Source organism: Undibacterium sp. Di24W, assembly GCF_049340325.1.
Taxonomy (GTDB): domain Bacteria; phylum Pseudomonadota; class Gammaproteobacteria; order Burkholderiales; family Burkholderiaceae_D; genus Undibacterium.
In genome coordinates, this window is the sequence record NZ_JBMPOP010000004.1 from 1 (window position 1) to 13,814 (window position 13,814).

Annotated in this window: 14 protein-coding genes; 9 read left to right on the plus strand and 5 right to left on the minus strand. The window is 44.3% G+C overall.

Annotation, left to right across the window (positions count from 1 at the left end; genetic code table 11):
- Positions 1-222: 222 nt before the first annotated feature.
- Entirely contained in the window at positions 223-1,020 is a 798-nt protein-coding gene (locus tag ACO0KZ_RS09190; protein ID WP_422994875.1) for an outer membrane protein assembly factor BamD, read from the minus strand.
- A 42-nt stretch (positions 1,021-1,062) separates the two neighbouring features.
- On the opposite strand from ACO0KZ_RS09190, the gene ACO0KZ_RS09195 reads away from it, so the two are divergent.
- Together ACO0KZ_RS09195 and pgeF are read left to right on the plus strand one after the other, a co-directional pair.
- Positions 1,063-2,091 (plus strand): RluA family pseudouridine synthase, encoded by a 1,029-nt coding sequence (locus ACO0KZ_RS09195; protein WP_422994876.1) that lies wholly within the window; start codon positions 1,063-1,065, stop codon positions 2,089-2,091.
- Positions 2,088-2,891 carry a peptidoglycan editing factor PgeF gene (gene pgeF / locus ACO0KZ_RS09200; RefSeq protein ID WP_422994877.1) on the plus strand — a complete coding sequence of 268 codons (804 nt, stop codon included), beginning with the start codon at positions 2,088-2,090 and terminating at the stop codon, positions 2,889-2,891. Before ACO0KZ_RS09195 ends, pgeF begins: the two co-directional genes overlap by 4 nt.
- Here pgeF and ACO0KZ_RS09205 read toward each other — a convergent pair.
- Positions 2,869-3,087: a hypothetical protein gene (locus ACO0KZ_RS09205; protein WP_422995287.1), complete on the minus strand. Its 219-nt coding sequence runs from the start codon at positions 3,085-3,087 to the stop codon at positions 2,869-2,871. The two genes, pgeF and ACO0KZ_RS09205, sit on opposite strands and share 23 nt — an antisense overlap.
- A 114-nt stretch (positions 3,088-3,201) precedes the next feature.
- On the opposite strand from ACO0KZ_RS09205, the gene phaC reads away from it, so the two are divergent.
- The 3 genes from phaC to phaR all read left to right on the plus strand — a co-directional run bounded on the left by phaC (position 3,202) and on the right by phaR (position 6,489).
- Complete coding sequence (phaC, locus tag ACO0KZ_RS09210; RefSeq protein ID WP_422994878.1) at positions 3,202-4,917, plus strand: class I poly(R)-hydroxyalkanoic acid synthase; 1,716 nt, start codon at positions 3,202-3,204, stop codon at positions 4,915-4,917.
- Positions 4,918-5,027: 110 nt separating this feature from the next.
- Positions 5,028-5,768, plus strand: a complete 741-nt coding sequence (locus ACO0KZ_RS09215) for a 3-ketoacyl-ACP reductase (protein WP_422994879.1) — start codon at positions 5,028-5,030, stop codon at positions 5,766-5,768.
- 169 nt (positions 5,769-5,937) lie between these two features.
- Positions 5,938-6,489 carry a polyhydroxyalkanoate synthesis repressor PhaR gene (gene phaR / locus ACO0KZ_RS09220; protein ID WP_422994880.1) on the plus strand — a complete coding sequence of 184 codons (552 nt, stop codon included), beginning with the start codon at positions 5,938-5,940 and terminating at the stop codon, positions 6,487-6,489.
- A 208-nt stretch (positions 6,490-6,697) separates the two neighbouring features.
- On the opposite strand, the gene ACO0KZ_RS09225 is transcribed toward phaR, so the two are convergent.
- Positions 6,698-6,997, minus strand: coding sequence for a hypothetical protein (locus tag ACO0KZ_RS09225; RefSeq protein WP_422994881.1), 300 nt, complete (start codon positions 6,995-6,997; stop codon positions 6,698-6,700).
- An 825-nt stretch (positions 6,998-7,822) separates the two neighbouring features.
- On the opposite strand from ACO0KZ_RS09225, the gene ltrA reads away from it, so the two are divergent.
- From ltrA to ACO0KZ_RS09245, 4 genes are all read left to right on the plus strand, one after another.
- Positions 7,823-9,535, plus strand: a complete 1,713-nt coding sequence (ltrA, locus tag ACO0KZ_RS09230; RefSeq protein ID WP_422994882.1) for a group II intron reverse transcriptase/maturase — start codon at positions 7,823-7,825, stop codon at positions 9,533-9,535.
- A 132-nt stretch (positions 9,536-9,667) separates the two neighbouring features.
- Entirely contained in the window at positions 9,668-11,050 is a 1,383-nt protein-coding gene (rimO, locus tag ACO0KZ_RS09235; RefSeq protein ID WP_422994883.1) for a 30S ribosomal protein S12 methylthiotransferase RimO, read from the plus strand.
- 79 nt (positions 11,051-11,129) lie between these two features.
- Positions 11,130-12,299, plus strand: a complete 1,170-nt coding sequence (locus tag ACO0KZ_RS09240; RefSeq protein WP_422994884.1) for a cystathionine beta-lyase — start codon at positions 11,130-11,132, stop codon at positions 12,297-12,299.
- Between the two features lie 26 nt (positions 12,300-12,325).
- The gene (locus tag ACO0KZ_RS09245; protein ID WP_422994885.1) at positions 12,326-12,805 is read left to right on the plus strand and encodes a GNAT family N-acetyltransferase; all 480 of its coding nucleotides are present in this window, start codon (positions 12,326-12,328) and stop codon (positions 12,803-12,805) included.
- 99 nt (positions 12,806-12,904) lie between these two features.
- Here ACO0KZ_RS09245 and ACO0KZ_RS09250 read toward each other — a convergent pair whose 3' ends face one another.
- Entirely contained in the window at positions 12,905-13,168 is a 264-nt protein-coding gene (locus tag ACO0KZ_RS09250; RefSeq protein WP_422994886.1) for a hypothetical protein, read from the minus strand.
- A gap of 85 nt (positions 13,169-13,253) precedes the next feature.
- On the minus strand, positions 13,254-13,658 hold the full coding sequence (locus tag ACO0KZ_RS09255) for a cupin domain-containing protein (protein ID WP_422994887.1): 405 nt from the start codon (positions 13,656-13,658) through the stop codon (positions 13,254-13,256).
- Positions 13,659-13,814: the final 156 nt, after the last annotated feature.

Below are 13,814 nucleotides of genomic sequence, written 5' to 3' on the forward strand. Positions count from 1 at the left end.
TCTACCTGATCAACCACTGATAATTTAAAGGCCAAGGTGTAATCTCTTTGGCTCCTGCGTTCTGTTGATTTCATTGACGTTCCTTTCAATCACGAAGAAAACTGTCAATCTATTTCAGGACGGGTCATGCGCAAATAAAAAGGCCTCGGAAACTGAGGCCTTTTTTTGAAACTTGATAGGTAAATATAGGTAATTTGCTAGCTTATTGTTGCCAATGACATGTCAACTCCAGAATTTCCACCAAGATTTCTTAACGCCACCTGTTTCTAGAAGATTGCTATTCGGGAAACTCTTAAGATAAACCCGCTTGGCATCATCACGTAATTCGTTCATTCCTAAAGCATCGTAGGATTTGATCAACACAACCAAAGCCTCTTCACTTGCTGGTGAATCCGGGTATTCTTTAATTGCAGATTGAGCACGGTTTGCCGCTGCGAGGAATGCATTGCGACGTAAGTAATATTTTGCAACGTGCAAATCGTACTGAGCCAAGGCATTGACTAAATACTTCATTCGAGCGATCGCATCGGGCGTATACTTACTCTCCGGAAAGCGGGTAACTAATTCCTTAAAAGCATCAAATGAATCTCTGGTCGCTTTAGGATCACGTTCAGTAATATCTTGATTTGCGATAAAACTTAAGAAACCCATATCCTCATTGAAGTTAATCAAACCTCGCAGATAGTACATGTAATCGACATTGGTATGATTGGGATGCAATTTAATAAAGCGATCTACGGCGGCTAATGCCTGCGCCTGATCACCTTGTTTGTAATACGCATATGCAATTTCTAACTGCGCTTGTTGTGCATAAGCGCCGAAAGGGAAACGAGATTCGAGTTTTTCAAATAACTGAACTGAGCGTTCATACGAACCAGATGCTAATTCATCCTTCGCTTCAGCGTATAATTTCTCAGCTGACCAATTTTTACTTTCTTCAACTTTATCGCCAAAAATACCGCAACCGCCTAAAGATAAAGTGAGGATAAGACCGAACAATTTTATATATTTGATTTGCATAAACTTTGCATGTGCATGAGAATAATTTACGGATTATAGCCGATGGCAATTAATGTTATACCAAAAGAACTGGCGATTTTACCTGATACTGAGCTTGATCTTGAAGAAATTGATCAAGACGATAGTGAACAGCCGGCTCAAGAAGCAGAAATCATCTCAATCAAGCTACCGGATAGTGTGTGTGGTGATCGTTTAGATAAGGTTTTGTCTAAGCTTGTGCCACAGTACTCTCGCAGCCGCATCCAACAGTGGATAGAAGATGGGCACGTCCAAGTCGATGGGAAACCTTCTAAAATTAAAACCACCATGCTGGGTGGTGAACTGATACAAATCATTCCGCAATCTTCTCCTGATGAAAGTGCATTCACACCAGAGGACATTCCTTTGAATATCATTTTCGAAGATGACGCGATTTTAGTTTTGAATAAGCCTGCAGGTTTAGTTGTTCATCCTGGTGCAGGGAACTGGTCCGGCACGCTGTTAAACGCCTTGCTATTTCACCGTCCCAGCTTGGCGCAAGTGCCGCGTGCTGGTATTGTGCATCGTTTAGATAAGGACACTTCTGGATTGATGGTCGTGGCTAAAACTTTGACGGCTCAGACCGAATTAGTGCGTCAATTGCAAGCACGCACCGTGAAGCGTGAATATGCGGCGATGGTGTGGGGTACGCCGATTTCAACTGGCACTGTCGATGCGGCGATGGCACGACATAGCCGCGACCGACTTAAGATGTCGGTGTCTTTTAGTATTTTGGCTAAACCCGCAATTACACATTACCAGCGACTGGCAACTGGGATGTTGGAGCGTTTTCCTGTTAGCTTGGTTGCCTGCCGCCTTGAGACAGGTCGGACCCATCAAATTCGCGTGCACATGCTGTCTTTGGGCTTCCCTTTGGTTGGCGATACGCTATATGGCAAACAACATTTGGCACGTTTCTTTCCACGTCAGGCTTTGCAAGCTAGACGATTGGGCTTGATTCATCCTGATAGCGGTGAGGCAATGGAGTGGAGTATTCCGTTGGAAGCTGACTTTACGAGCTTGTTGGAGCAAGCAGGCATGCCAGCTCAATGAGCTTTATTGTCGTTCGTGAGAATGGGTTAAGCCTGATTCAGCCAGATTGGCCCGATCTTCCTGCCAATGTTCATGCGTTTTCATCTACTCGACTGAGTGGGCATAGCTATGCTCCTTATGATGATGGTTTAGGTGGCACGGGCCTAAATCTCGGCGACCATGTCGGCGACGACATATCGTTGGTATCGCAGAACAGGGCATTGCTGAATGCACTATTGCCATCCGATGTCATATTCTTATCACAAATTCATGGCAATATTGTAGTTGACGCATCCGAACTTGATGCGCTGCCTAATGCAAATGTCGTAGCAGATGCTTCCTATGCAAAGCACAAGCGTGTTGTTTGTGCGGTATTGACTGCGGATTGCTTACCGATTTTACTTTCGTCACTTGACGGTCAGTTTGTCGCTGCGATTCATGCTGGTTGGCGCGGCTTGGCGGCTGACGTTGTCGAAAATACGATACAGACTTTACGTCGACAGGGTGCTGGAGAACTTACCGCTTGGTTGGGACCCGCGATAGGTCCAGCTGCGTTTGAAGTTGGGCAAGACGTATATGGGGAATTTTTTGAGAAAATTCCGCAATTAGATCGATTTATGAAAACAGATTTAACTGTAACAGGCGCTGCCAAAAAATACTATATGGATATTTATGGCGTCGCCCGGGAAATTCTGAAACAGCAGGGAGTTGATCGAGTGTATGGTGGTAATTATTGCACGGTGACACAGAGTGATTTGTTCTATTCGTATCGTCGTGATCAACGTACCGGCCGCATGGCTAATCTGATTTGGAAGGATTAGATGAATGTATCTTGCGTTGCGCGTCTTCGTCAAGTTTGCGTTGACGTTTTCGTGCTGGTGAGCTCAGAATGTACAGCACTAAACCGAGCGGTATGATGCAATAAAAAATGAAAGTCATGATGCCGGCAATGATGGAAGATTCTGCCAGTGACATCATCAGTACGACATAAACCCATGCGATTGCGATAAGATACAAAAAAGCCATAAAGAAATAGACGTTGTGGGAATTAGGTGGTTTAATTTTTTGCAGTAGCGCTGCGCCAACGATCAGCACATTGCGACAATACTCTAAAACTAGGAATTATGCATAATGAGTGACAATCTTCAGTCGATGTACGCCAATTGGATGCAACAGGTTATGAAGCAAAATCCCCTACAGGATTGGATGAAGCAAAGTCCCTTTGGAAGCGATTCGTCGATTCCTCAGATGCTGAAAGAATTCGGTGCAGAACTTGATCCTCAGGTCTTAAGGCGCTTACAGGCTGAATATTTTGAAGAACTAGGCAATTTATGGAAAGATTTTTTGTCTGCAAAACTGCCTGAGTTCAATGACCGTCGGTTTTCCTCGCCTGATTGGCATAAGCAAACGACCCATGCTTATAACGCAGCGATGTATCTACTTAATGCGCGGTTTTTAAGTTTACTTGCCGATTCGGTTCAGGCTCCAGAAAAGAAGCGACAAAAGATTCGATTTGCCGTTCAGCAAATGATAGATGCAATGTCACCGGCAAATTTTTTGGCAACCAATCCCGAAGCCCAGGCAAAACTGATAGAGACAGGTGGTGAAAGTCTCAAGCAGGGTATCACTCAGATGTTTGATGATATGCAAAAAGGTCGCATTTCATTGACCGATGAATCTGCGTTTGAAGTCGGCAAAAATGTAGCAACTTCTGAAGGAACTGTGGTTTTTGAAAATCGCTTGTTTCAGTTGATTCAGTTCAGCCCTTTAACCAAGACCGTACACCAGCGTCCTTTGTTGATGGTACCCCCTTGTATTAATAAATATTACATTTTGGACTTGCAACCAGAAAATTCATTGGTGCGTTATGCCGTTGAGCAAGGAAATACGGTTTTCCTGGTGTCATGGGCAAATCCAGACGAGTCTATGGGCGATGTGACTTGGGATGATTACATAGAACAAGGAGCTATCAAGGCGATTGACGTTGTTCAACAAATCAGCAAACAAGACAAAATTAATACGTTTGGATTCTGCGTTGGAGGAACAATACTTTCCACCGCATTGGCCGTGTTGGCGGATCGAGAAATACATCCTGCAAGTAGTTTGACTTTATTGACTACCTTATTAGATTTCAGTGATACGGGTGTGCTTGATGTGTTTGTCGATGAGTTGCAAGTGAGCATGCGTGAACAGACTTTAGGGCATGGTGGCTTAATGCCAGGACGTGATTTAGCCAGTACCTTTTCCAGCTTGAGGCCGAATGATTTGGTGTGGAATTATGTACAGTCAAATTATTTGAAAGGCCAGAAGCCGCCAGCGTTCGATTTGTTGTATTGGAACTCCGATAGTACCAATTTACCAGGACCTATGTTTTGCTGGTATCTGCGCAATACCTACCTTGAAAATAGTCTCAAAGTGCCGAATAAATTGAAAGTTGCGGGAAATTCCGTCGATTTGGCAAAAATTGATGCGCCGGTTTTCATTTACGGATCTAGGGAAGATCACATCGTTCCATGGCAGGCGGCGTTCGCTTCGACAGCCATACTCAATCCGAAGAAAAAAACTAGAAACCGCTTCGTCTTGGGTGCTTCAGGTCATATTGCCGGCGTCATCAATCCAGCTTCAAAGAATAAACGTAATTATTGGATCAACGAAAAAATTGGTACAGATCCACAGCAATGGTTGGATGGCGCACAAGAGATGCCTGGTAGCTGGTGGCCGGAGTGGGCTCAATTTTTAACAGAACATGGTGGAAAGATGGTGAAAGCTCCCCTGAAATCAGGTAATGTGGTTTATATTGAGATAGAGCCTGCGCCTGGGCGCTATGTCAAAGTACGTGCTGATTGAACTTGGTTGACGATATAGTCATAAAGGCGAAGACGGTTCAAGCTCAGGCTTAAATTTTTTGTAGAAACAAACTTAGCAGTAAATTCATTCAAAAACTCTGGAGATTAAGTATGTCAAAGCGAATTGCATATGTAACTGGCGGTATGGGTGGTATTGGGACTCCAATTTGCAAACGTTTGTGTAGAGATGGTTACACTGTGGTCGCGGGTTGCGGTCCAAATTCGCCTCGTAAGGATAAATGGCTAGCTGATATGCGTGCTGAAGGCTTGGATGTCCATGCATCAGAAGGTAATGTCTCTGATTGGGAATCGACCCGCGCTGCATTTGAAAAAGTGCGTGCCGAAATTGGTGAAGTCGATGTTTTGGTCAATAATGCAGGTATTACTCGCGATGGTCAATTCCGTAAAATGAGTAAAGCGGATTGGGATGCGGTCATTGATACCAATTTGAACTCCTTGTTCAATGTGACGAAACAAGTGATTGAGAGTATGGTTGATCGTGGCTGGGGACGTATTATTAATATTTCTTCAGTCAATGGACAAAAAGGTCAGTTCGGCCAAACTAACTATTCCACTGCAAAAGCGGGTATCCATGGTTTTAGTATGGCGTTGGCGCAAGAAGTTGCGACCAAAGGAGTGACGGTCAATACCGTTTCTCCTGGCTACGTTGGTACTGACATGGTGCGCGCGATTCGTCCTGATGTATTGGAGAAGATCGTTGCTGGTATTCCGGTCAAACGCTTGGCGGAGCCAGAAGAAATCGCTTCTATCGTGGCGTGGATTGCGTCAGATGAAGGTGGTTATGCGACAGGTTCTGATTTCTCAATCAACGGTGGTTTGCATATGGGTTAATCATTCGTTGTGGCACGAATGAACTATTCCCAAGAATTTAGTACTAAGTATAATGCTGTATCGCAGCATTGCATTTAATGCAAAAATTCGTTTAAGGTGCTTACGTATTTGAACGATATCGTAAGCACCTTAGCTTTATTCTTTAATGCAGTTTATCCACGAGAATGCAATGAATAGCACAAAAAAAATAAGCAAGCATTTGATTAAGAAATACCCAAATCGTCGCTTATATGACACCCAAACCAGTAGCTACATTACTTTGGTCGATGTTAAGCAATTTGTTATGGAAAATGATGATTTTGCGGTGATTGACGCCAAAACGGGTGAAGATTTGACGCGTAGTATTTTGTTGCAGATCATCTTGGAAGCAGAAGCGGGTGGTGCACCGATGTTTTCCAGTGTCGCTTTGGCACAAATTATTCGTTATTACGGACATGCGATGCAAGGCATGATGGGCTCGTATCTCGAAAAAAATATTCAGGCATTCATTGATATACAAAATAAACTCACCGAAGGTGCGAGTGGTGGCGTAGAAGGTAAGCCGTTTAGTCCTGAAATGTGGACCCAGTTTATGAATGTGCAAGGACCGATGATGCAGGGCATGATGGGAAATTACATCGATCAGAGTAAAAATCTGTTTGTACAAATGCAAGAGCAAATGCAGAATCAGTCAAAGAATATTTTTGGCTTCCCATTTGTGCCAGATGATAAGAAAAAGTAATAAATTCAATCGCTTGCAGCAGATTTAAACTGGTTTAGGCTGTAGTTAGACGCGTAGAAAGGGTACAATAGCGAATTGCGTGCGACACGACACTTGTCCCCGTGTAAAGAGAAATAACTCTTTTAAATAAAATTGTCCTCATTTGTTCTTTGAGGGCGTCTGCTGTTTTATCCCATGTTGAACTCGGGATTAAGTAGAGGAGGGGGTATCAATGCATGGTTGTGCCATTTGGTATTTCAGGTGTCAATATGCATTGCTCAACACCTAGTATTTCCTCCAAAGCGGTAACAATATCAGCTAACTCCACGGTTGCCAAAATATTTTCATTGTCCACAATAAAGCCGAGTAACTTTGTATGACCATTCGGTTGTAGGTAATGAATGATAGGCAAGAAATAACCGTCGATCTCTTCGACGATGACTTTAAGTGTACCCGGAGTCGCGCACAGAGTTTTTAATTCTGTGGGTGATATAGAAGGTAAGTGGTTTATGTTTGTACTTGAAGTCATTTGATTGGATATTGTCAAAGAAGGGAAGCATCAATTTATCGATGTTGAGTACAGTTGTAAAGGGACAAAAAAGCTCTATTTGTCATTGTTCGATTCATCATGCCGTAAGGTTTGGTGAATAGTGAACCTGTTATACGACTAACAGTAGCCTAAGGAGACATGCGTTGCTGGTAACGGCAGCGTGTGAAGCTCTCCTGACAATGTATCTCCCCAGTGATGGGCGCGCTTCTATCGTGAGATAAAGTATGGAGACTCCTAGCAGTGATGGGGTTGAGAGGCTAGGCTGATTGGTAAGGGTAACATATGTGAATTGTCGATAAACTTCGTGACTATTGAAATGCCAAAACTGCTGTTAGGCATTAACCAAAAGGTGTATGGTCGGATATTTCGTTGCAATTTCGAAATACGTCGTCATCAGACCATCGGAGAAAAGACAGACCCTAACCCAGTCGTGTGATAAGTAGGGAACGTGGAAAACCCAAATCGTCGCCCAAGTTGTTGTAGTCGGGCAGGTGAACCGTAAGGAACACTGTAGGCGGTGTGGGCATGGGAGGATAGAGAAAGCGAATGCTGGGCTGTAATGGTTCAGATAGGAATTGAAACATCATTCCACGCGAAAGCGGGCAGACTTCTATCTGGTCTATCGTCGCAAGACGGCTGACCAACCCTTTATCTTGGATGAGATGAAGGGTAAGTATCAAGATATGGTACTTACCGAACGGATATTTTTACTTGTGGGAGCTATGGACGCTCCCACAAGGAGCGTTATGAGTTTTCACTTGGGAAATTGAAGTTCTAATTTCAATTTACAAGGAGGAAAGCAGCATGAAAGTGCATATCCATACGGATGTGTCTGCGCTTTCTCATGTACCGCAAGACTGGCACGCTGTAAGTTGGCGACAAGTTGAACGGAACGTGAAAGGGATGCAGATACGAATTGCGAAGGCAACACGGGAAGGCAAATGGCGCAAGGTGAAAGCCCTGCAACGGATGTTGACCCGCACGTTATCCGCAAAGTTATTGGCGGTGAAGCGTGTTACTGAAAATCAAGGTAAACGTACGGCAGGTGTAGATGGTGAGCTGTGGGAGTCACCTGAAAAGAAATGGTTAGCAGTTAGCAGGATGCAGCAGCGTGGATATAGACCTTTGCCTTTGCGAAGAATCTATATACCGAAAGCGAATGGGAAAAAACGCCCTTTAGGGATACCCACTATGCGAGATCGGGCTATGCAGGCTTTATTCTTGTTAGCATTGGAACCTGTATCTGAATCGACGAGCGACCCGAATTCTTATGGGTTTAGAAGTAATCGTTCGACTGCAGATGCGATGTCCCAATTGTTTGTTTCTTTGTCCAGTAAGGCTTCGGCACAATGGATATTGGAAGCAGATATAGCAGGCTGTTTTGATAACATTAACCATGAATGGTTAAGCGACAATGTTCCTATGGATAAGTCGGTTCTTCATAAATGGTTAAAGTCTGGCTTGATTTATCAAAGTCAGTTTCAGGAGACAGAAGCTGGTACGCCGCAAGGAGGAATTATCTCTCCAACATTGGCGAATGTAACGTTGAATGGACTTGAGTCTGGCTTGACTGAATACTTAGGTATGAAGTTTGGTGCGACGAAAGCTCTCAGGCTGAAAGTAAATGTAGTTCGATATGCGGATGATTTTGTTATTACAGGTAGCTCGAAAGAGATACTGGAAAATGAGATCAAGCCTTGGGTAGAAAATTTTCTTGCAGTTCGGGGACTACAACTATCTGAGGAAAAGACGCGCATTGTTCACATGGATCAAGGCTTTGATTTTCTGGGGTGGAATTTCCGTAAATATCAGGAGAAACTACTCATCAAACCAAGTAAGAAAAACGTGCAAACGTTTTATCGCAAGGTAAAGGAAATCATCAACAAACATAAGACGATAAAACAAATGGACTTAATTTATTTGTTGAATCCGATATTACGAGGCTGGGCGCAATATCACAGTCCTGTAGTAGCCAAAATGACGTATAGCCGAATGGAGCATTTAATTTTTGACGCATTATGGCAGTGGTCTAAACGGAGACATCCGAAGAAGAATACTGGATGGATTAGGAAGAAATATTTCCATACCATAGGCGAACGAAATTGGGTGTTTGCGGTTCCTGTAGTAAGCGATGAAGGCAGTAAAGACTTGATAGAACTGTACCAGTTGTCAGGTACAGTAATTAAGCGGCATAAGAAAATTAAAGGGGCGTATAACCCTTTTGATCCCGAATGGGAGATGTATGGCGAGCAGTTGCAACAGGAACGCATGTTGGAAAATATGCGTCACAAAAAGCAATTTATTCGTATGTACATTGATCAGGGGGGACTTTGTGCTGTGTGCAAATGCAAGATGACCAAAGCGACAGGCTGGCATGACCATCACATAGAATATCGTGTGCATGGAGGTTCTGATGCACTAGGAAATCGCGTATTATTGCACCCAAACTGTCATGCCCAAGTGCATAGCAAGAGTTTGAAAGTAGTAAAGCCGGCTCCCTTATGGGTTGCTTTGTAATATAGCGTTTCCTTTCTAGGGAACTTTTATAGTAGGCTTGAGCCGTGTGCGATGAAAGTCGCAAGCACGGTTCTTAGGGGGGAATGGGTCAGTAATGACCTGTTCCTACCCTCCTTTGTATCCTTTTTTATTATGTCTAACGAAACTCTTATTCCCGTATCTACCTCAGTGGCGCCAAAAGTTGGTTTTGTCTCTCTCGGCTGCCCAAAAGCACTGGTCGACTCAGAACAGATCCTCACGCAATTGCGTGCAGAAGGTTACGAAACGGCCAAATCCTATGATGGAGCTGATTTGGTGGTAGTGAATACCTGTGGTTTTATTGACGCAGCAGTCCAAGAATCCTTAGATGCGATTGCAGAAGCCCTTAATGAGAATGGCAAAGTTATCGTCACTGGCTGTTTGGGTGCAAAAAAGGATGCTGACGGTAATGATCTGATCAAGAGCATACACCCAAAAGTCTTGGCAGTAACAGGTCCACATGCATTGACCGAAGTGATGAGTGCGGTGCATTTGCATTTGCCCAAGCCGCATGAACCTTTCATTGACTTGGTGCCAGCACAAGGCGTTAAACTCACACCAAAGCATTTTGCCTACTTGAAAATTTCTGAAGGTTGCAACCACCGTTGCAGCTTCTGCATTATCCCATCGATGCGTGGTGATTTAGTGTCTCGTCCGATTGGTGAAGTGATGGTCGAAGCGGAGAATTTATTCAAAGCTGGCGTGAAAGAGTTGCTGGTGATTTCCCAAGATACCAGCGCTTATGGTGTCGATGTAAAATTCCGTACTGGTTTCTGGGATGGTAAGCCAGTCAAGACGCACATGACGCAACTAGTCGAAGCGCTTGGTGAACTCGCGAAGCGTTACGACGCCTGGGTACGTCTCCACTATGTTTATCCTTACCCACATGTCGATCAAATCATTCCATTTATGAATAATGGGCACGTTCTGCCTTACCTCGACGTACCTTTGCAACATGCGCATCCTGATGTGTTGAAGCGCATGAAGCGTCCAGCGAGTGGTGAGAAGAATATTGAACGCATTAAAGCTTGGCGCGAAATGTGCCCTGAGATTACGATACGTTCTACCTTCATCGCTGGTTTCCCTGGTGAGACGGAAGAAGAATTTGAATACCTTTTAGACTTCTTGAAGGAAGCTGAAATTGATCGTTTGGGTTGCTTTGCTTACTCTCCGGTTGATGGTGCAACCGCCAACGAACTTGCTAACCAATTGCCTGATGACGTACGTGAAGATCGTCGTCGTCGCGTGATGGAATTGCAAGAGACGATTTCAAAGAAACGTCTACAAGCGAAAGTTGGTAAGACGATGCGTGTTTTGATTGATAGTTTGGACCGCAGTGGTGGTGTTGGTCGGAGCTCCGCTGATGCGCCAGAGATTGATGGCGTTGTTTACGTCAAGCCGCCATTCGAACCGCATCGCAAGTTGAAAGTTGGCGAATTTGTTGAAGTGAAAATCACCGCTGCCGATGCCCACGATTTGTGGGGCGAGGCAATTTAAGTTTTATATTGTGTAATCGAGAGGGGCGAATTTTCGCCCCTATTTTTTATCTGTTTTGACTTTTAGCTACGATATTTTTATGACTGACAAACAACCGGGTTCAAGTACCGCGATTGTTCATCCTGCTTATCAAGCGCCCGATGGATTTTCTGCTTTTCCGACTGCAATTCATCATGCCTCGACGGTTTTGTTTAGCGATGTCGATGCGATGCGCGCGCGTAGTTGGCTTAATAAGGCGACTTATACCTATGGCTTGCATGGCACACCAACCAGCTTTCAATTAGAAGGCCAGATCGCCCAAATTGAAGGTGGTGATCATTGTGTGCTCGCGCCGAGTGGACTGGCTGCCATCACTTTGGTGAATATGGCCTTTCTCGAAACGGGCGATGATGTTTTGGTGCCCGATAATGCCTATGGGCCAAACAAGGAGCAGGGGGCGTGGCTTAAACGAAGTTTTGGCATCAGTGTTCGTTTTTATGACCCCATGATTGGCGCTGGTATCGCTGATTTAATCTTGCCCAACACGAAATTAATTTGGACAGAAGCACCCGGTTCCGTATCGATGGAAGTCGCCGATGTACCTGCCATCTGTGCGGCAGCCCATAGCAAAGGGGTATTGGTCGCGTTGGACAATACGTGGTCTGCAGGCCTCGCATTTAAGCCCTTCGAGCACGGTGTCGATGTTTCCATGCAAGCTCTGACGAAATATCAAAGTGGTGGCTCAGATGTGTTGATGGGCGCTGTGATTACCAAAGATGCAGAATTAAATAATCGCCTTCTGATGGCACACATGCGTTTAGGTTTTGGTGTCGGTATGGATGATGTGTACTTAGTGCTGCGTGGTTTGCAAAGCATGAAGCTGCGTTTTGAAGCTCATGACATAGCCGCGCGCAAGGTGGCAGCGTGGTTAAAGCCCCGTCCAGAAATCGCCAAAGTACTTCATCCTGCGTGGGATGATTGCCCGGGTCACGATATTTGGAGGCGTGATTTCAAAGGCGCGGGCGGCTTATTTTCCGTGCTGTTTGATGAAAAATATACCGAAGCACAAACTGACCAATTCGTGAATCAATTGAAACTCTTTAAAATTGGTTTTAGCTGGGGTGGTTCCCATAGTTTGTGCGTCCCGTATCGTATAGAAGGTATGCGTCAAAGTTGGAACGATAAAGGTATACTTGTGCGTTTCAATATCGGTTTAGAAGATGTAGAAGACTTGATTGCCGATATTGAACAATCTTTGAATTCACTTTAAATTTTAGAATTTTTTCGAGGTTTACTTTGTCACTTATTATTCGTAAAGCTGTCCCCGCGGATGCCGCCATTATTCATGGATTTATTGTTGAACTTGCTGTGTATGAAAAAGCCGAGCACGAAGTTAAGGCTAGCATCGCAGAAATTGAAAGCAGTATTTTCTCAGCTGACTCACCAGCTAAAGCGCTGATTTGTGAACTGAATGGCGAGGCGATCGGCTTTGCAGTTTATTTCTACAATTACTCAACTTGGCAGGGTAAAAAAGGCCTCTATTTAGAAGATCTTTACGTATCGCTAAAACATCGCGGCCTAGGCGCTGGTAAGTTCTTACTGCGTCATCTGGCGCAAATCGCGGTGGAAGAGGGCTGTGGTCGTTTCGAATGGAGCGTATTGGATTGGAATCAACCTGCTATTGATTTTTATGATGCTGTTGGAGCAAAGGCACAGGCGGAGTGGGTTAAATATCGTTTGGCTGGAGATGATTTGCTGAGTTTTGCAAGCACATAGACCGAAAAAACGAATAAGATTTGAAGTTTAGTAGTGCTGAATAGACAAAAGCCAGACTTCATTAGCGAGGTCTGGCTTTTGTTTTACGCAGTTGACTACTTATTTACTTGTAGATGCAGAAGCTGCGGCTGGGCTTGCTTCGACTGCTGGCGTTGCAGGCATGGATGCGGTGGATGCAGCAGCGTCAACCACAGGTGCAGGCGTGCTTGCCGCGGCAGATGCTGCGGGTGCAGATACATGCTCTGAAGCTGCGCCAGCATGTGCGCCTGCTTCGCCCTGCATATCCATCTTGTCACCAGCTTTGAAAATAAAGAATAAAGCGATTGCTGCAAAAACTAAAAAACCTACTAGTGCTTTCCACATACAGACTCCTTTTTTGCTAAGTTAAAAGAACGAAAAAAATTAAATACCAAATCTCTGGTGAAATCGCGGTTGAAAAAATAGCGACTCAATTTTGTCTAGGTCGCGGATTTGTGCAGTTTATCGTGCCTTCTCCAGGCGTAATAAATAAAATCGAACAGCAGGTTTTGATCAAGGCTTTGTGCCAGACACCTTTAGGAATAATAACAAAACTACCTGGCGAATTAAACTCAATCCGGCTTTCTTCGCTTTCTGAGTACAACAGCAGCGTCGCTTCTCCTGAAATTAGGTAAAGAGTCTCATCCCCGTTTGGGTGCATTTCCCATGACGTCCAATCAGAAGAAAATGTGTACTCAGAGATCAGCAAGCATCCCTCGAATTGTCCAAAGTTTGCATCCAACTCTTGGTAAATGCCCGGCGTTACTGGAACTTCAGTTGTTGTTTGTTTGGAGTCTAGAACGATGAAGTTAGAGGCTAGTTTCGATTGTGACATGTTCCAGCGGAGTAGCTTAATCTAGTAAAAAGAGAAGAAACCAAACGAATTTTGCAACCCCATGACACCAGTGCGAAACCCATAGAAAATAAATTCAATAGCTTATCGACGTAAATATTACCATCGTATTTCATCATACTCTTGTGGAATATCAAT